Annotated in this window: 18 protein-coding genes; 16 read left to right on the top strand and 2 right to left on the bottom strand. The window is 33.3% G+C overall.

Features of this window, described 5'->3' with window-relative positions:
- Positions 1-117: 117 nt before the first annotated feature.
- The 12 genes from ACX6U0_RS13660 to ACX6U0_RS13715 are packed head-to-tail and all read left to right on the top strand — an operon-like array spanning position 118 to position 13,377.
- The gene (locus ACX6U0_RS13660) at positions 118-1,944 is read left to right on the top strand and encodes a polysaccharide biosynthesis protein (RefSeq protein WP_464960450.1); all 1,827 of its coding nucleotides are present in this window, start codon (positions 118-120) and stop codon (positions 1,942-1,944) included.
- A 36-nt stretch (positions 1,945-1,980) separates the two neighbouring features.
- Positions 1,981-2,610, top strand: a complete 630-nt coding sequence (locus ACX6U0_RS13665; protein WP_464960451.1) for a sugar transferase — start codon at positions 1,981-1,983, stop codon at positions 2,608-2,610.
- A complete protein-coding gene (locus ACX6U0_RS13670) occupies positions 2,607-3,749 on the top strand; it encodes a DegT/DnrJ/EryC1/StrS family aminotransferase (protein WP_464960452.1) in 1,143 nt (380 codons plus the stop codon). Before ACX6U0_RS13665 ends, ACX6U0_RS13670 begins: the two co-directional genes overlap by 4 nt.
- A 10-nt stretch (positions 3,750-3,759) precedes the next feature.
- Positions 3,760-4,740, top strand: a complete 981-nt coding sequence (locus tag ACX6U0_RS13675) for an ATP-grasp domain-containing protein (RefSeq protein ID WP_464960453.1) — start codon at positions 3,760-3,762, stop codon at positions 4,738-4,740.
- Positions 4,737-5,414: an HAD family hydrolase gene (locus ACX6U0_RS13680; RefSeq protein WP_464960454.1), complete on the top strand. Its 678-nt coding sequence runs from the start codon at positions 4,737-4,739 to the stop codon at positions 5,412-5,414. Before ACX6U0_RS13675 ends, ACX6U0_RS13680 begins: the two co-directional genes overlap by 4 nt.
- Complete coding sequence (locus ACX6U0_RS13685) at positions 5,411-6,541, top strand: glycosyltransferase family 4 protein (protein WP_464960455.1); 1,131 nt, start codon at positions 5,411-5,413, stop codon at positions 6,539-6,541. The genes ACX6U0_RS13680 and ACX6U0_RS13685 overlap by 4 nt, the downstream gene beginning before the upstream one ends.
- Positions 6,542-7,561, top strand: a complete 1,020-nt coding sequence (locus tag ACX6U0_RS13690) for a glycosyltransferase family 2 protein (RefSeq protein WP_464960456.1) — start codon at positions 6,542-6,544, stop codon at positions 7,559-7,561.
- A gap of 36 nt (positions 7,562-7,597) precedes the next feature.
- Positions 7,598-8,629 (top strand): EpsG family protein, encoded by a 1,032-nt coding sequence (locus ACX6U0_RS13695; RefSeq protein WP_464960457.1) that lies wholly within the window; start codon positions 7,598-7,600, stop codon positions 8,627-8,629.
- A gap of 23 nt (positions 8,630-8,652) precedes the next feature.
- On the top strand, positions 8,653-9,402 hold the full coding sequence (locus ACX6U0_RS13700) for a glycosyltransferase family 32 protein (RefSeq protein WP_464960458.1): 750 nt from the start codon (positions 8,653-8,655) through the stop codon (positions 9,400-9,402).
- A 5-nt stretch (positions 9,403-9,407) separates the two neighbouring features.
- On the top strand, positions 9,408-10,601 hold the full coding sequence (locus tag ACX6U0_RS13705; RefSeq protein ID WP_464960459.1) for a glycosyltransferase: 1,194 nt from the start codon (positions 9,408-9,410) through the stop codon (positions 10,599-10,601).
- A 22-nt stretch (positions 10,602-10,623) separates the two neighbouring features.
- Positions 10,624-11,814, top strand: coding sequence for a glycosyltransferase (locus ACX6U0_RS13710; protein ID WP_464960460.1), 1,191 nt, complete (start codon positions 10,624-10,626; stop codon positions 11,812-11,814).
- A 30-nt stretch (positions 11,815-11,844) separates the two neighbouring features.
- The gene (locus ACX6U0_RS13715) at positions 11,845-13,377 is read left to right on the top strand and encodes a lipopolysaccharide biosynthesis protein (RefSeq protein ID WP_464960461.1); all 1,533 of its coding nucleotides are present in this window, start codon (positions 11,845-11,847) and stop codon (positions 13,375-13,377) included.
- Between the two features lie 58 nt (positions 13,378-13,435).
- On the opposite strand, the gene ACX6U0_RS13720 is transcribed toward ACX6U0_RS13715, so the two are convergent.
- Positions 13,436-15,604: a right-handed parallel beta-helix repeat-containing protein gene (locus ACX6U0_RS13720; protein ID WP_464960462.1), complete on the bottom strand. Its 2,169-nt coding sequence runs from the start codon at positions 15,602-15,604 to the stop codon at positions 13,436-13,438.
- Between the two features lie 248 nt (positions 15,605-15,852).
- On the opposite strand from ACX6U0_RS13720, the gene galU reads away from it, so the two are divergent.
- The 4 genes from galU (at position 15,853) to ACX6U0_RS13740 (ending at position 19,257) form a co-directional block, all read left to right on the top strand.
- Positions 15,853-16,746 (top strand): UTP--glucose-1-phosphate uridylyltransferase GalU, encoded by an 894-nt coding sequence (galU, locus tag ACX6U0_RS13725; RefSeq protein ID WP_464960463.1) that lies wholly within the window; start codon positions 15,853-15,855, stop codon positions 16,744-16,746.
- A gap of 38 nt (positions 16,747-16,784) precedes the next feature.
- Entirely contained in the window at positions 16,785-17,786 is a 1,002-nt protein-coding gene (galE, locus tag ACX6U0_RS13730; protein WP_464960464.1) for a UDP-glucose 4-epimerase GalE, read from the top strand.
- Between the two features lie 81 nt (positions 17,787-17,867).
- Positions 17,868-18,614, top strand: coding sequence for a YveK family protein (locus ACX6U0_RS13735; protein ID WP_464960465.1), 747 nt, complete (start codon positions 17,868-17,870; stop codon positions 18,612-18,614).
- Positions 18,577-19,257: a CpsD/CapB family tyrosine-protein kinase gene (locus tag ACX6U0_RS13740; RefSeq protein WP_464960466.1), complete on the top strand. Its 681-nt coding sequence runs from the start codon at positions 18,577-18,579 to the stop codon at positions 19,255-19,257. The genes ACX6U0_RS13735 and ACX6U0_RS13740 overlap by 38 nt, the downstream gene beginning before the upstream one ends.
- Before the next feature lie 236 nt (positions 19,258-19,493).
- On the opposite strand, the gene ACX6U0_RS13745 is transcribed toward ACX6U0_RS13740, so the two are convergent.
- On the bottom strand, positions 19,494-19,901 hold the full coding sequence (locus ACX6U0_RS13745) for a DUF4064 domain-containing protein (protein ID WP_464960467.1): 408 nt from the start codon (positions 19,899-19,901) through the stop codon (positions 19,494-19,496).
- Between the last annotated feature and the right edge of the window lie 14 nt (positions 19,902-19,915).

Genomic DNA, 19,915 nt, shown 5'->3' on the forward strand with positions numbered 1-19,915 from the left:
AATAGAATATATTAATTTTCAGTTCTTTATAGAGAAATGCTTGCTATGGGGAAAATATGGTACAAGCTACAACATTTTTGATGTTTTTAGGTTCTTTTTAAGAAGGAGAGGGGACAAATGAGTTATCAGAAACGGCGTTCTATGTTAGTAGTAATTGACTCTTTTATTATTCTATTTGCTTTCCTAGTTAGTCATTTATTTTTATATGTAAATGAAAGTTTAGTAGAACTACCTAAGCTACTCATTGGTGCCTCTTGTTTAATTTTATTACATCATGTATTTTCATTTAAATTTGGTATGTATAGGAAAGCTTGGGAACATGCCAGTTTAAGTGAGTTAGTTGATCTTCTGAAGACTGTTACATACTCGGTTTCTGGTTCTTTTATTATTCTATTTTTCTTACAAGGAATTGTGTTCTATCGAAGTTTTATTGTTACATGGATGATTTATTTTATATTTTTAAGTGGATCAAGACTGATTTGGAGATTAATCAATGAAACCAATCATCAGATTACACCAACTAAAAAGAATACGCTTATTGTTGGTGCAGGAGTTGGCGGGACAATACTTGCACGTCAATTATTGATTGAAAAAAACTGTGATTTAATTCCAGTAGCATTTATAGATGAAAGTGAGAAAAAAGAGAAATTAGAAATATTCAATATTCCTGTCGCTGGAAAAATGAAAGATATCGAACAAATTATTAAAGAGAAATATATTCAGCATATTGTCATTGCAATTCCATCCTTAACAGCTCGTGAATTAAGCAATATTTATCAAACCTGTTTGCAAACAGGTGTGAAAACACAAATTGTACCTAGCTTAGATGATATCGTTCATGGAAATGTAAGTATGACACAATTGCGAGATGTTTCTGTGGAGGAATTACTAGGAAGAGATCCCGTTCAATTGGATGAAAAAGGTATTTTTGAAAGTCTTTCAGAAAAAGTAATTCTTGTTACTGGAGCAGGTGGGTCAATTGGATCTGAACTATGTAGGCAGGTCATAAAGTATAAACCGCAAAAGCTCATTTTATTAGGTCATGGTGAAAATAGCATTTATACAATTGAAATGGAGCTTTTGGAACATAGGCTTGCAGGTGAAATAGATATCATTACTGAGATTGCAGATATTCAAGACCGTAAAAGAATATTTGAAGTAGTAGAGAAACATAAACCACAAGTCATTTATCATGCAGCAGCTCATAAGCATGTACCGTTAATGGAAAAGAATCCGAATGAAGCAGTTAAAAATAACGTAATTGGTACAAAAAATATGGCCGAAGCAGCGGATTGTTTTGGAGTAAATACGTTTGTATTAATTTCAAGTGATAAAGCCGTTAACCCAACAAGTGTGATGGGTGCCACGAAACGTATGGCTGAAATGGTCGTTCAATCCTTAGATAAGGCGAGTAAAACGAAATTTGTATCTGTCCGATTTGGAAATGTACTAGGAAGTAGAGGAAGTGTTTTACCACTATTTAAGAAGCAAATCGAAAAAGGTGGACCAATCACAATTACTCATCCAGACATGGAAAGATACTTTATGACAATTCCCGAAGCTTCAAGGCTCGTTATTCAAGCAAGTACGCTAGCAAATGGTGGAGAAATATTTGTACTTGATATGGGTGATCCAGTAAAGATTAAAGATTTAGCAGAAAACTTAATTCGTTTGTCTGGATACGATATAGAGGAAATTGGCATTAAATATTCAGGTATTCGTCCAGGTGAAAAGCTATTTGAAGAATTACTTGGTAGTGATGAAGTACATGATGAACAAATTTACCCTAAAATCTACCGTGGTAAAAGCGCTATTCAACCAAGTGAGTTTAATCTTTGGTATACAGAACTTATAAATAAGCTACAAGAGTGCTCAGACAATGAACTAAAACAATATTTAGTAAGCAGTGTAAACAGTAAACCAATTATTAAAATGACTAGTTAATTGGAATAAATTATTTGAATCCAAGGGGAGTTTAAAATGCAAATAAGATTAAAGTGTAAAAGAATCATAGATGTTACTGTATCTTTAGTTGGTTTAATCACACTTGCACCAGTCTTACTCATTGTATCAATCTTTATTTATTTTCAATTAGGTTCCCCAATTGTTTTTGAACAAGACCGAGTCGGAGAAAGAGGTAAAGTTTTTAAGCTGATCAAGTTTCGGACTATGTTAAATACGCAAGATGCTGATGGTAATTTGTTACCGGTAGAAGAACGTATGACCCCATTTGGAAACTTTATTCGTTCGACCTCGCTTGATGAAACGTTAGAACTATTTAATGTCTTAAAAGGAGACATGAGTTTAGTTGGCCCAAGACCATTACTAGTCGAATATGTGCCACTATACTCAGAGGAACAATTTCGTCGGCACGAAGTAAAGCCAGGTATAACTGGTTGGGCACAAGTTAATGGAAGAAACAATATTAGTTGGAATGAAAAGTTTAAATTAGATGTTTGGTATGTGGACCATTTTAGTTTAATGCTAGATACGAAAATTCTATTTATGACACTTTTTAAAGTGATTAAACGATCAGATATTAATCCAGAAGGAAGTGTTTCGATGAGTAAATTCGCAGGGAACGAAAGTACAGAGGTTGAACAAGTATGAAAAAAATCTACTTATCTTCACCACATATGAGCGGAAAAGAATTAGATTATGTGAATGAAGCTTTTCGGTCAAATTGGATTGCACCTTTAGGTGAAAACGTGGATTGCTTTGAAAAAGAAGCTGCAGAATTGGTCGGAACAAATTCTGCCGTTGCATTATCAAGTGGAACGGCTGCTATACATTTAGCATTAAAAGCATTAAATATTGCAAAAGGTGATATTGTTTTTTGCTCTTCATTAACATTCGCAGCTAGCTGTAATCCTATTATTTATGAAAATGCTACACCTGTTTTTATTGATTCGGAGCGTGAAACATGGAATATGTGTCCTATTGCGTTAGAAAATGCACTTCGGATCGCTAAAAAAATAAATCGACTTCCAAAGGCAGTCATTGTCGTCAATTTGTACGGTCAAAGTGCAGATTATGATAGATTACTAGAAGTTTGTCATAAATACCAAGTTCCTATTATTGAAGATGCAGCAGAATCATTAGGCGCAACTTATAAAGGAAAACAAACTGGCTCATTTGGACAGTTTGGTATTTTTTCCTTTAATGGAAACAAAATTATCACAACATCTGGTGGTGGAATGATTGTTTCAAATGACGAAGAATCACTCAGTAGAATAAAGTTTTGGGCGACTCAAGCACGAGAAAAAGAACGCCATTATGAGCATAAAGAACTCGGCTATAACTATCGCTTAAGTAATGTGTTAGCGGGAATCGGTCGTGGTCAATTAATGATTTTGTCTGAACGAATTCAACAAAAAAGGGAGATATATCAATTTTACCAACAACAATTTGCAGATATAGACGAGATACAAATGATGCCAATTGCTAAGTATGGTCAACCAAATTATTGGTTATCAGTGATTACACTTGATGAAAAAAGTAGATTAAAGCCAATACAGTTAATTGAAATGCTCGAAAAAGAAGGAATTGAGTCAAGGAATGTATGGAAACCAATGCATAGACAGCCCTTTTTTGAAAAGTACCCATTTTATACAGCTGAAACGAAAGAAAGTGTAAGTGATGATTTATTTAATAGAGGAATTTGTTTACCATCAGATACGAAAATGACCATCGCAGATTTAGAAAGAGTAGTAGGTATCGTTAAGTCTGCATTTCATTTTGTAAAATAAAGGAGACTATATGAAAGAATTTAATATACTTTTTCTAAGTGCAGGTAGAAGAGTTGAGCTTATTAAGCAATTTAAAGAAGCTGCTAATGAATTAAATATAAAAAGTAAGTTGATTTCAGTCGATAGTTCTCCAACTGCTCCTGCATTTTACTTCACAGACGCTTTTTATATTGTACCTTCGATTCATGACAACGAATATATTTCGACATTAATCAATATTTGTCATAAAGAAAAAATCCATTTAATCATCCCTACAATAGATTTGGATCTGCCTAGAATCGCTCAAAATAAAGAATTAATTGAAACTGAAACAAATGCCAAAGTGTTAGTATCAGATTTAGACGTTATATCGATTTGTTTAAATAAGATGACTACGCAGGCGTTTTTTGAAAATAATGGCTTTGATTCACCAAACATTATCACAAATAAAGCGTTAGAAATGAAAGATTACGAGTTTCCTTTATTTATTAAACCATTTGATGGAAGCTCAAGTATTCATTCTTTTAAGGTGAATTCTGAGATAGAACTAGCATTTTTTAAACAGTATGTGAAAAACCCAATGGTACAAGAGTTCATCGATGGTGAAGAGTTCACTATTGATGCTTTTCTAGATTTTAATAGTCAGATTCTTTCAATCGTCCCTCGAAAAAGAATTGCTGTTAGAAGTGGAGAAATATCTAAAGGGATGATTAGTAAGGATGCATTTATCATAAAAAAAGTAAAAGAGCTACTAGAAACTTTGAAGCCGATTGGTCAAGTAACCGTTCAGTGCTTTAAGACGAAAGATAGCATAAAGTTTATTGAAATTAATCCTCGCTTCGGTGGGGGTGCTCCGATGAGTTTTAAAGCGGGAGCAAATTCTGCTATTGCTATTTACAAGTTATTAATGGGATATGAACTGTCATATAGTGAGGATTATGAGGACGAGTTATTGTGTTTACGGTATGACCAAACAGTTTATATTCATCAAAAAAGTAGCGTGATATCTTGATACGGGCTATTGTATTAGATCTCGATGACACCTTAATTTTAGAAAAAGATTATGTATTTAGCGGATATCAAGTGGTTAGTGAAAAAATTGCTAATGATTTTAATGTTACTCAATCAATTGTCTTTGAAAAAATGTGTTTGGCGTTTACGAAGGGCAAGTCAAAGGTATTTAATCGTGTTTTAGATGATCTGAAATTATATTATAACCAGGCATATATTCTAGAATTGTTAAAGCTTTATAGAGACCACGATCCTGAAATTCATTTACTTGATGATGCGAAGGAGTTACTTTCATTGCTGAAGCAGAAAAATTACAAAATAGGGATTATTACAGATGGATACAAAGAATCTCAGCAAAGAAAAATAGAGACGTTACATCTAGGACAATATGTTGACGAAATTATTATAACAGATGAATTTGGCAGGAAATATTGGAAACCGCACAAGAAATCATTTCAGTTAATGAAAGATAGGCTCAATGTCGATTATTCAGAAATGGTCTATGTCGGTGACAATCTGAATAAAGACTTTATTATGCCAAAGGAACTCGGATTTACAACGATTTGTATAAGAAGAAGTGAAGGTATTTATTATCATATTGAAAAGGATTTAGAAATCTATCAACCGCACACGTATGTTGAAAATTTACTTGATGTACTAAAGGTGATCGAATGAAGAAAATACTCTATATTACAACTTTAAGTAGAACAATTAATGCGTTTCTAGTTCCACATATCCAACGATTACTGGAAATTGGTTTTGAAGTCGACTGTGCTTGTGCAGTTGATCGACCAGTAAACGAGAGTTTGTTATCAAATGGCGTAAAAGTGTTCGATATTCCTTTTTCAAGGAACCCACTAGATTTAAGGAATCGGAAGGCATTTCAGAGTTTGGTACAAATTCAAAGGGAACATCAGTATGACATCATTCATGTCCATACGCCAATTGCAGCTTTATATGGTCGTTTACTAAAAATGAAATTTCCAAAGTTGAAGACAATCTATACCGCACATGGATTTCATTTTTATAAAGGTGCACCGCTATTAAACTGGCTTCTATATTATCCAATCGAACGAATCATGGCGAGATTTACAGATGCTATTATCACAATGAATGATGAGGATTACGAAAGAGCCAAATCATTTCATGTATCGGAAACGTATAAAGTAAACGGTGTTGGATTAAATCTTAATCAATACAATGTATTAAGCTACAAAAAAGAATTATCTCGAGCAAAGCTTGGCATAGACCCATCAGACTTTGTCATTGTTATGATTGCAGAAACAAATTTAAATAAAAACCACCAGCAAATGATTCATGCTATTTCTTTAATATCCACTGAATATCCACAAGTGAAGGTATTATGTGCTGGCGAAGGACATTTATTAGAGACACTAAAACACGAGATTGTGAAAAAGCAGCTAGAGAACACAATCAAGATGTTGGGCTATCGAAGGGATATTGAAGAGCTAATTTCCGCAAGTGATATTGGAATGCTACTTTCATATAGAGAAGGTCTTCCTAGAAATATTATGGAATTGATGGCATTTGGGAAGCCGGTCATTGGGACAAACATCAGAGGAATTAAAGATTTAGTAATCGATCATGAAACAGGCTTGTTAGTGGAAATAGGAGACTATGCTGCGACAGCGGAAGCTATAAAAAGGTTTATTATGGAAAAGGATCTTTTACAGTCTTGTGGACAGAATGCTTTTGAAAGAGTACAAAAGTATGAGATTTCAAATGTTTTACATCAATTAGAAGAGATCACTCTGTCTAGAAGGATCAGAAAGGTGGAGTAAATGCCTAAAGTAAGTGTCCTCATGTCAGTATACAATGGTGAAAAATATTTAGCAGAAGCAGTAAAAAGCATCCTAAATCAAACATTTAAAGATTTTGAATTTGTTATCATTGACGATGGATCAACAGATCATTCACTACAAATTCTTCAACAATTTAGTGATAAAAGAATACGTTTATTGCAAAATGAACAGAACAGAGGCTTGGTCTACTCTTTAAACAGAGGACTTAATGAATGCTGTGGTGATTATATTGTTAGAATGGATGCAGACGATATTGCAAACCAGCACCGCCTTGACATACAAGTACGTAAAATGGATGAATCTCCTGATGTTGTGTTACTAGGTTCGTCATTCCATATGTTTTACTTTAAGTCATTCATTAGTAAACGAATTACACCACTGAAAGATACAGAACGAGTGAAGACTAGACTGTTATTTCAAAATGCTATTGCACATCCTACAACAATCATCCGAGCAAAAACACTAAAAGAACATCATTTGCTTTACGATGAAGACCATCGCTACGCTGAGGATTTTGGATTATGGAATAAATTAGCTTTATATGGTGAAATTGCAAATTTACAAGAACCGTTACTTCAGTATCGGTTAGTAAGCAATAGCCAAACAGCACGCGGTAAACGCGATGAGAAAGAACGCCGTGACATTTATAAAAAAATCATCTCTATTCCTTTATCAAGGTTAAATATAGAAGTTAAACAAAATGATATACATTTTGAATTAGCAGAAGCGCATAATCTGAAGCAGCTACAATACAAATTAAATGATTATGAGGCATACTTGTTGAAGCTTATTCAGGCAAATGAAGGAACAAACGCATTTAATCACGATCGGTTCCAAGAAGAGTGTGCATCCCAATTTTATCGTTGCTGTCTGGTATTTGGTGACTATAATGCATATAATCAACATTTCTATCAAATTACCCCAATTAGTTCGTTGCAGTTTAAAATGGATCAACTTCAATTTATGGCAAAGAAAAGAATTAAAAAATACGTTCGTTAATAGTAGATGAATGATAAAACAGATGGAAGGTGAAAAATGCTTGGTTATAATCTACTCGTACTAAGTACATTTTTATTTTCATCAATCGGCCAATCAAAAAAGCTAAGTAAATGGATTGTTGCGATCTTTAGTGGTTTTTGCTTTTTAGCACTATGGTTAACAGCGGGGTTTCGAGATCAAGTAGGGACAGATTTTATAAGCTATCGCGTATATTTTGACCATATAAAACTACTTTCATATGAAAATAGAGGAATTGAGTCTGGTTACTACTTTCTTAATAAAATTGTTTATTTCTTTAATACAAATAACGAAAGTATCTTTTTAACAACTTCATTTATTACGTTGATCCTCATTTTTCTGACAATCAATCGATATTCGAACCATATAGGTGTCAGTGTCTTCTTATTTTTAACAATGTATTTTTATTTTTCATCGTTCAATATTGTGAGGCAGTATATTGCTGTTGCAATTGTATTTTATGCACTAAAATATATCGTTTCGAACGAATCTAAAAAGTATATTTGTTTCATTCTCATTGCAATGTCATTCCATGTGACAGCCATCATTGCATTGTTGGTTTACCCTTTTATAAAAAGAAATCATTCAACAATTCTTTATTTGTCTATCTCAATTATTACGTTTTGTAGCATCCCATTTCTTCCACATATTATGGGACGAATCAGTGATTTACTAGATAAATATCATACATTAAATTATGGGGCTAGTCCTGTTGGAATGGCCATATCTGGTTCTTTATTTCTATTCGCTTTATTCCATAAACAAAAACTCATGAAACAAAGTCCACTCAATATCATTTATATGAATGCGATGTTTTTAGCTTTTATTTTTCATACACTTGGTAGTCAACAGGTAGTTCTCGCAAGATTTGCTACTTATTTTTACATCTTTTCAATCCTTCTCATTCCAAACTGTCTTTTAATCTTAAACAAATACGTTCGAATCAGTGTATATATTGTTTTATTTTCATTATTGCTAGTTTACTTTAATATCCAACTAACTCGTGGAGTGGCCGGAGTTTTTCCGTATCAAAGCATTTTCTCAAATTAAATCAAATGAATAGGTGATGATGAATGGAAGAAGTAAATGAGACAATCCCTAAAATAATCCATTATTGTTGGTTTGGAAGAGGAAATAAGCCTGCCATGTTTGTAAAATGCATAGATAGCTGGAAACAACATCTACAAGATTATGAGTTTATAGAATGGAATGAAGATCATTTTGATATTGAAACAAATCAGTTTGTATCGGAAGCATATAAAGCCAAGAAATTCGCTTTTGTTACTGATTATGTAAGAGTATATGCTTTGTATAAATATGGTGGAATTTATTTAGATACAGATACAGAGGTATGTAATTCCTTCGATCCCTTTTTAATGGATGAAGCATTCCTAGGCTTTGAAGAAAAGAATTTTATTGCAACAAGTACGATCGGAGCAAAGAGCGGAAATCCCTTAATCGGAAAAATGCTAGAAACATATGAAGATAAACCCTTCATAAATCCAGATGGTAGCTATAATATGATCACGAATGTATCGATTTTAAGCTCACTATTATCCCAGCTAGGTATAAAACTAGATGGAAAAAAACAAGAGTTACCAAACATCGTAACGATATATCCTCAAGAAGTATTTTCTCCATATGACTATATTAACTGTAGAAATAGGGCGACAAATCAAACTGTTACCATTCATCATTTTGATCAGAGCTGGTTACCTTGGCATAGTAAATTGAAAACTTCAGTTAAAATTTTCTTAGCAAAGATTCTTGGTGGCGAAAATATTGCACTCATCCGTCACTACATTCAAGAAGGAAAGAAGTGAGTCTAATGAAGAAGAATATTCTAATTGCTTCATTTGACTTGAATGTCGGTGGAGTGGAAAGAAGCTTAATTAGCATGTTAAATCAATTTAATTATGATGATTACAATGTAGATTTAATGCTATATCGTCATGATGGTGAATTTATGGATCTTTTACCGGTTGAACCAAATTTGTTAAAAGAACTTCCACATTATGCGACATTTCGAAAGTCTATTAAACAAGTAGTAAGGGAAAAGTATTATGCTTTAGGGGCAGTCAGGTTATTGTCTAAAAGTATTGCCGTGACAAAAGGAAAGATCAAAGCATTAGATGAGCTAGGATACTATCAAATGCAGCTTATGTGGAAATACTCGTTACCATTTTTACCAGAACTCCATAAAGAATACGACGTCGCTATTAGCTACTTGTGGCCACATTATTTTGTCGGTGAAAAAGTGAAGGCAAAGAAAAAAATTGCCTGGATTCATACCGATTATTCAACGGTTTATACGGATGTCGATTTAGATTGTTCCATGTGGGAAAAATTTGATCACATTATTTCAATTTCTTCTTCCTGCTCAGAAGCTTTTCTACATAAATACCCTTCATTATCTAATAAAATTGTTGAAGTAGAGAATATTACATCACCAGTCTTTGTAAAGGAACTAGCAAATGAATACATGGAAGATTTAGAGAAAAACGAACATGATTTCAATCTAGTATCAGTCGGTCGTTTATGCTTTCAGAAAGGCTTTGATTTAGCCATCCAATCAATGAAGCTCTTAGTAGATAAAGGGTACGAAAATGTGAAATGGTATGTAGTCGGAAGTGGAGAAGATGAAGAAAAGTTAAAAAGAATGATTAAAGATCTTGGATTAGAAAAGCAATTTATTTTAGTCGGTAAAAAGGTGAATCCATATCCGTATATTAAGCATTGCGATTTGTATGTTCAGCCTTCGCGGTATGAAGGGAAGGCGGTTGCGGTACTAGAGGCTCAAATATTAGAAAAACCTGTTTTAATTACGAATTATCCTACAGCCAATAGTCAAGTAACGGACGGAGTAGATGGAGTCATTACAGAGTTAAGTGTTGAAGGGATTGCGAGTGGGATTGAAAAGATGCTTAAAAATCTTTTGTTAAGGGAAGGTCTTTCAAAAAATAATAAAGAGACTGACTTTCGTAATTCCGCAGAATTAGAGAAATTATATCAATTATTCTAGTTCGAAGGAAGGAGCAAGCTGGATGAAGAAAAAGATTCTTTTTGTACTCGACTCTTTACAAAGTGGAGGAGCGGAAAAGAGTTTGGTTACATTACTTAATGCTTTTGACTATGACAATTATGAAGTCGATCTTTTATTGATTCGTAAGAAAGGATTATTTTTGCCATTAGTTCCAGAGAAGGTCAATTTGTTACATTCACCTGAATATTATGTGGCGATTAAAAAGTCACTGCCTATATTTTTAGTCAATATGTTAAAAAAGAAACAGTTTCGCTATATGTTCAGTCGAATCGCAACTTCAATTTCCTTGAGAAATCCTTTTAAGAAGAAACGATATCATACAGCGCAGATTAATTGGCAGTACGTTCGATACTCAATTCCAAAGCTAGAAAAAACCTATGACACAGCAATCGCATTTAGCCAAGGTGTACCAACATATTTTGTCGCAACTAAAGTGGATGCCAAAAATAAAATCACCTGGATTAATACAGACTATGAACTAGCAAGGTTTAATAAAGGCTTTGATGAACCGTATTATTCAAAATTTAATCGAATTGTAGCCATTTCTGATCAATGCAAGGAGTCCTTTACAAATGTGCTACCAATTGCAAATGAAAAAATCAATGTCATCTATGATCCAGTTTCTCCATCATTCCTACACGATTTAGCCGAAAGTGGAGACGGTTTTGATGATGATTATAAGGGCATTCGCATTCTATCAATTGGTAGACTAGTTGAATCAAAAGGTCATGAATTGGCAATTGAAGCCTGTTCAAAACTGATAGAAGCAGGGTATGACTTAAGATGGTATGTCATAGGTGAGGGTGAAGAAGAGGAGAATTTAAAAGAACGTATTCGCTCTTTAAAGCTAGATCAACACTTTCATTTATTGGGAGTAAAGCAAAATCCGTATCCATATTTATTGCAAAGTGATTTATATGTACATGCTTCAAGAATTGAAGGCTTTGGATTGGCGATTCAAGAAGCGCGAATCTTTAAAAAGCCAATCGTAACGACTAATTTTACTGTTGTAACAGATCAAATTACACATAATCAAAACGGTATTATTGTTGAAATGAATGCTGATGCAATTTTTAATGGTGTAAAACAAATATTAGACGATGAACGTCTACGTACACAAATCAAAAACTATTTAGAACTTGATGATGCAAGTACAGAGGATGAGATTCATAAATTGTACGCCATTATATAAGTTTTTTTGTCAGTGATAGGAGACAAAATAATGAGAAATCAAAAAGTACTTTATAATTTACTATCAAACTTGATACTTCAAGTACTATTAATCATTGTTGGTTTTATTATTCCAAAGATGATTATTCATGCATATGGTTCAAGTACAAATGGTCTAATTAGTTCCATTACACAGTTTCTAGCTTGCTTAACAATCGTTGAAGCTGGACTTTCCTCGGCGATCACACTTTCTTTATATAAGCCTGTTGCTAAGAATGATATCCAAAAAATTAATGAAATCATGAGTGCGGCAAGAGAATTTTTTATTAAATCTGGATATGTTTTTACCGGTCTTGTCATCTTATTAGCTTTCATTTATCCAATCATCATTGAGGAAAAGCGACATTTCTATACTAGCTTTATTGTGTTGGTAATGGGGCTAAGTGGGGTAGTGGAATTTTTCTTTATCGGAAAATACCGGACACTTCTGTATGCAGATCAAAAGGGATATGTTTTAACAAATGTACAGACATTTGCTTTAATCAGTAACACGCTAATCAAAATCCTCTTTATCTACTTAGGCTTCTCAATCTTAACGATACAAATTGGCTCAGCGATAGTTTATATTGTAAGCTTTTTCTTAATCTCAAACTATATTAAGAGAAAATATCCTTCATTAAACTTGCGAGTTCAGCCGGATAAAACAGCTGTAAACCAGCGCTGGGATATACTCATACATCAATTGATGTATATTATCTTAACGAATACACCTATCATTATTCTTTCTATTTTTTGTAGTCTAGAAGATATAAGCGTTTATTCAATTTATATGATGATTCTTACAGCAATTAGTGGCGTTGTTTTTATCTTCCAAAATGGAATGCACTCCTATTTCGGTAATGTACTAAATACAGATAAGCATGAAGTATTAATAAATCTTCATAGTTTATATGAAAATGCATTTTTTATGATTATTACATGCTTGTATTGTTGTACCTTTGTATTGATCATTCCGTTTATTAGAATCTATACACATGGTATAACAGATGCGAATTATATCCGTGAAGATTTAGCATTGGCAATGGTATTGTTTGGTTTATTAAAAGTAATCAGGGTACCGGATATGTCTATTTTAAGTGCAGCCGGTCATTATAAAGAAACAAAATGGCGAGCAATTACCGAAGGATTAATTCTTGTGTTAACAACGATTCTATTTGTTCACTTTTATGGAATGGTCGGCGTTGTGCTAGGTGGAATTATTTCACTAGCATTTCGGTCAATTGACATCATCATGTATACTCATAAAGAGATATTACGTGTCAGTGTGAAACATACAGTACGCAAAATTAGTGTGAATACTTGCTTAGGTTTACTTTCTATCCTACCTTTTATCACGATCGTTCATCTTCATCCAACGAATTACTTTGCATGGTTTCTGACAAGTCTTGTCGTGTTTGGATGGATTGCGATTGTGATATTATCTGGTAACTTTTTATCAGATCGTAATGGAATGAAACAGTTATTTAGGCAAATCTTTCCTTTACTTAAAGTTAAGCTATTGAAACAAAAGGTAGAAGGAATGTAATAGAAGATGAAAAGCCAACAAATGTTGTGAAATACAATGTTGGCTTTTATTTTTTAGCTTATTTTTTAGTGTTTTGGACGACAGTAGATGTAACTTTATCAATTGAACGTACCTTTAAAGTCGCATTGCTTAGTATATTATTTTGAAAATAAAATGGTTTATTGTAACCAGTGTAAGAAGTTGTATCTACTGCAATACTTGCACTTTTAGACGCAAACGTATTGTTTGAAAAAGTTGCTGCTTTTACTGAGTATGCATTATTCACCTTAAAGAAACGAACCATTCGATAATCTTTTGCAGGTGAGTAATTAAGATTGATTTTATTTGATTTAAATAGAAAATTTGATGCGCTTAAAACGGAAACGATTGGTTCACTATTTAAAGGATTTTCAGTAAACGTGAAAGTCGAGGACTCAATCGTTTTTTGTGTAGCGCCTGAAGTTGCTGAATTTTCGATATAAACACGAACGTTATTAAAAGTCGAACCACTAATCGTTGAATTCTCTTTTAATGAAACTTCCATATATGATTGTGCAGAAGTACTTGTAAAAGTAGAGTTTGTGATTTTAGATGCATAAATAGTTCGACCAATGTCTTTAAATTGGGAATTGATATAAGTGATATTTTTTGCATCTCCACCTGCAATGCTAGCTCCAGGGTCTCCAGTAAATTTACTGTTTGAGATTGTAAAATCAATTCCGGGTGTGTAAATATTCCATCCAGCACTTTGATCTGTATTATTAAACGTACAGCCGTTTACAAGGATATTTGCATCGTATAATTCTAGTCGAGCATTTTCAAACGTATTATTTTCGAAAGTAGAAGATTGATAACCATATATTTTCGATGAATAAATTGTATTACCTGTGAAAGCTGCGCCGTAGACATAAGCGCTTGTCCCATTAAAAACGTTGTTCGTAATCGTTTTATTTTTACTTAAGCTACTAGTAGATAGTCCAACTTTACCTTTTGACCCAAATACATTATTTGACGCTTTTAAGTTTTCGCCATCGTAAAAGATTAAGTCAAAGCTATCATTATTGTAAAACTGGTTGTTCTCTATTGTAATTGTATCGTTAGGATAGTCTCCACCCTCTACATCAATACCACTTTGAGGTGCAGTCCCTTTCATATCATGAAGGATACAATTTGAGATTGTAATATTTCTGCCGCCGACAACACTAATACCTTGACGACGATTGTCGTGAATTTTACAGTTATCTACTAATACATTTTCAGCAAAATAAAATGCCCATACGTCAACTCGTAAATCGGGTGCAATTTTTTTAGCGTCAAAAACTAGCTTATAATAATACGCACCTGTAGGAATCTTAACGCTATCTTGTAAAAACTGAACATTTTTCTGACTTGAAATGAAACGATTGTTTTGATCATAAAAATAGACTGAATAGGATTTATTCGTTAATGAATCAATGGAGGATGGGTAAAGTAGCAATTCCTTCGTACGTTGAAAATGCACAGAAGATAAATTCATATCGCTATTAGATAGGATGATTTTTGAAGTAGATGGTACAATTTCACCGGAAGAATTGATATCTCCAAATCGAAACGCAGATGATTCTCCAATATAGCTTGTAATATTTTGCCCCGATAGAAGAATCCCGTCACCTGTAAAATTTGATAATTCTACATTTTTAATCGTTACATTTTTAGATCCTCTAATTTGGATTCCGAATCCCCATTCATGTGTACCGCCACCGTCATAATGATGTGCATTTTTATCTCCAACTAGTTTTCCACCAATAATAGATACATTATTATTTGGGAATTCGACGTAAATAATATCGTAATACTCATTTCCATTTGTTTCTTTATATAGAACAGTTGCATCAGTCATGTAAAATGTAAAATCTCCAACTAAATTAACACTATTATTAGCCTCAATTAGATAATTTCCTGCTGGAAGCAGTGCGCCTGTATATCCATTTGATTTAGCGTATTGGATTGCACTATTAATCCCATTTGTCGTTTGAACTGGATTCCCTTTTTGGTTATTAATTTGAAATTTGTCTAAATCAATTTGATAGATTGATTCAATATTTTGAGCAATGATTTGTGTAGTTGACAGCCTGTCCTTCTTAGGTCCGACTAATTTACCGTTTTTTGCTACGTTAGAAGATTTTAAGCTAACGGTAGAATAAAGAGAAGACATAATTAGCATAAAGATTAGCCCTAGAGGAAGTAAGATTGTCATCAACTTTTTCATGATGATTATCACATCCTAGAAGTAATTTGCGTTTACAGTAGAAACACATACAGCATTCTATGAAAATAAAATAGTTTCGCAAGGTTCAAAATCCTATTTTATGAAAAATAATTTAAATAATTTAGCAGATTGTATTAATACTCTGTCTAGTAAATGAATACATTTAAGGTAGTATGATACGAAGTTGATTTGAATATGTAGCAAGTAAAAAATGGTTGGAAGAAAACTGAGAACTGTGAGGGATTCTATTGAACAAGAAAGTGAAAAAAGCGATTATACCAGCAGCAGGTTTAGGCACACGTTTTCTACCAGCTACAAAAGCAATGCCAAAAGAAATGTTACCAATTATTGATAAACCGACCATCCAATATATTGTAGAAGAAGCGATTGAATCGGGTATTGAAGATATCATTATTGTTACAGGTAAAGGGAAACGTGCAATAGAGGATCATTTTGATAATGCATTCGAGCTTGAATATAGCCTTTTACAAAAAGAGAAATTTGAGTTGTTGGAAAAAGTAGTCCAAGCCTCAAATATGATTGATATTCACTATATTCGCCAAAAGGACCCAAAGGGACTCGGACATGCAGTTTGGTGTGCTAGAAAGTTTATAGGAGACGAGCCCTTTGCAGTTTTGCTAGGCGATGATATAGTACAGGCCAATGTCCCTTGTACGAAGCAATTAATTCAACAATATGAACAAACTGGTGCATCTGTCATTGGTGTAAAACAAGTACCAAATCATGAGATTAATCGATATGGCATTATTGATCCTTTTAAAGAGAGTGACAGACTTTACAAAGTAAATAATTTAGTTGAAAAGCCAAGTTTAGAAATTGCTCCTTCTAATTTAGCAATAATGGGTCGATATATTTTGACACCAGAAATCTTTTCATTTTTAGAAATGCAAAAGGTAGGTGTCGGAGGAGAAGTCCAACTTACGGATGCAATTCAATTGTTAAGTGAATCTCAAGCGGTATATGCGTATGACTTTATTGGTAAACGATACGATGTTGGTGAAAAGCTAGGCTTTATTAAAACAACGGTTGATTTTGCGATGCAGGACAAACAGTTGAGAGAAGAATTAATTGGATTTTTTCATGGTTTATTAGAAGAAGAGAAGGTCCAAGAGGCAAATTAAAAATGGTTTATGATGATATTGAAAAGGTGAGGGGAAATATGAAGGTACTAATTGTTGGTGGCGCAGGATATATTGGATCTCATACGGTTTATGAATGTATACGTGATGGCCATAAAGTCATTGTGGTTGATAATTTATCTACTGGCGAAATTGGACATGTCCATCAAGATGCTAAGTTCTATCAAGCTGATATGAGAGATGAGAAAACATTAAATCATGTATTTCAAATAGAAAAAGAGATCGATTGCGTGATTGTTTTTGCTGCAAAACTAATTGTACCGGAAAGCTTAGAAAAACCACTTGAATATTATGATAACAATGTAAATGGAATCAGAGTTTTACTTGAGGTTATGAAACATAATCATATAAAAAACATCATATTTTCTTCAACGGCTGCAGTTTATGGAGAACCAAATAGAAGTGAAATTAGTGAAGAAGAACTCTGTTTACCAATTAATCCATATGGAGAAACAAAGCTTGCAGCTGAAAGATTGATTCAATGGGCAGCAAAAGCATATGGTTTTCATTATTGTATTTTTAGATACTTCAATGTTGCTGGGGCAGATTATACAGGCGAAATCGGTTTAGAAAAGGAACATTTAACACATTTAGTTCCACTGACCATTCAAACTGCACTTGGAAAAAAAGCGAAACTATCTATATACGGATCTGATTATGAAACTAGTGATGGAACCTGCATTAGAGATTATATACATGTATCGGATTTAGCACGGGCGCATATTCTCGGTGCAAAATACACGCTACAAAATAAGAGCGGCATTTTCAATTTAGGATCTAATAATGGGTATTCCGTAAAAGAAGTAATCGAAAAGGTAATTGAGGTTACTGGTGTAGCAGTACCATATGAATACACAAAGAGACGAGCTGGTGATCCAGCAGTATTAATTGCATCTAATACAAAAGCAAAAGAAATATTGGGCTGGGAGATCAAACATAATTTAGATGATATGATCAAATCTGATTGGCATTTTCGAGCGAAAATGATTGATAGAGAGTACGGTAAAGTGGCAACAAGCTAACCAATTGACACTAAAACCTTTCTGTATGAATTGATAAATAATTGCTTAGTAAAAAGAACCAATCACTTGTAGGAGGAGACTATGGAAGAAACGGTCGGCATAAGAGAATTCTACGAAATATTAAAGAAGCGGTTTTGGGTGATTATCTTGGCAATTATTTTAATGTCTACTTTATCAAGCTATTATAGCTATTATATTATGCAGCCAACGTACGAAGCTTCATCACAAATTCTAGTAAATGAGAAAAAAGCTGATGAAGTAAACTCACAATTCATTGATATTCAAACAAACTTACAATTAATTAATACTTATAATGTCATATTAACGAGCCCAGCCATTTTAACGAAGGTAATTGAGCGGTTAGATTTAGATGTTTCAATTGAAGAGTTGCAAAACATGATGACTGTTGGAAGTGAAAATGAGTCACAGGTAATGAATGTAGTTGTGAAGAATAAAGACCCAGAATTGGTCATAAAAATTGCAAATACAATTGCCGATGTTGCCAAAGAGCAAATTCCAAAAATCATGAGCATTAATAACGTTTCTATTTTAACAAAAACTGATCCAAACAAGGAATTAAGCCCAGTACAATTACAACCAATACTCATAATTGCAATTGCGAATGTAGTCGGCATTTTAATCAGTATTTGTATCGTTTTTCTACTTCATTATTTAGATAACACTATTAAAGACGAAAAACAGCTAGAAAGTATATTAGGTGTCCCAATCCTAGGTACGGTTTACGACAGTGGGAAGGAACGAAAAAACCGTTCGAATCGAGGTGTTCAAGTTGTCACGACTGAAGAAAAAAAACAAGCTTACTCATAGTTTGGTTATGATAGAAGATTCCTTTTCTGTCGTAGCGGAGCAATACCGATCTATTCGAACCAATATAGAATATTCTTCGGCAGATAAGATTCTCCAAACAATTATCGTGACTTCAGCAAATATGTCTGAAGGGAAATCTACAACAGTTTCAAATTTAGCAATTTCATTTGCGCAGCAAGGAAAAAAAGTATGTATCATTGATGCCGATTTAAGAAAACCAACTATGCACTATATATTCAATCAAAAAAACACAATTGGACTCTCATCCGTCCTAACCAGACATGCTCATCTAGACGAGAGTATCCAACAAACAAAAGTCTATGGATTAGACATCATTCCATCTGGTCCTATACCGCCCAATCCTTCAGAGCTATTGGGTTCTAATGCAATGAGGGATTTACTAGCCATCCTACGTTCATCCTATGATGTCATCATGATAGATACACCGCCACTACTACCAGTAACGGACGCAAAAGTACTTGGCAAAATTGTAGACGGCTTAATCTTTGTAGTGAAAAGTGGTGGCACTGAAATTGAAGATCTTAAAAAAGCGAAGCACCTACTTGAAGGTATTTCAACGAAAGTAATCGGTACGGTCTTAAATCGCAAAAAGGTAAAGAAAATTAAAGAATACTACTATTAAAAAGAATGAATCTTACTCAAATCTCTTAATTAAAAGACGAGTTCTTATTGTAATGGAGTCATTTAAGAGTGCGAACAAACTGCTTAGTTGAACAAGGAATGTGTTAAAAAAGCCAATCCCTTCGCACAAAAGGATTGGCTTTTTTCTAACTTCTGTTAAGATATTTATTTACAATATATATGTATAAGACTCATAAGAAAATACAGTGGAGCTTGTTCAAATTTTATAAAAAAAAATTATATTTTTTCTTGAACTTTTAATCTTAATCCCACAATTAAATAAAGTAATGATTGCAGAAAACCGATTCCAACTGTAAATAGACCTATTAAAATTGATCCAACAATCAATATAATTTTCGTTACTCTTATTTTCTTATTATTTTTCAAGTTATAGTAAGAAGCAACACCAATAATTAAAGACAACAAAGCAACTATAGATATGACTAGGCCAGCAATTCCTACAAACTCAATGATATTATTTGCATCTTCATTTGTAAGTGATATGTCGTTTTGAACAGCAATCTTTATTTCTTTTTGAAACAACTTATTATTTTCTAATGTTTGGGTGAAAATTCCACCTAAAAGTAGTAGGATAGATAATACAATTCCTATTAATAATAGAATACGATTACTTTTTTTATTCATAGAACTACCCCTCT

It is taken from the genome of Gottfriedia sp. ABJ_BB2_2, assembly GCF_055484705.1.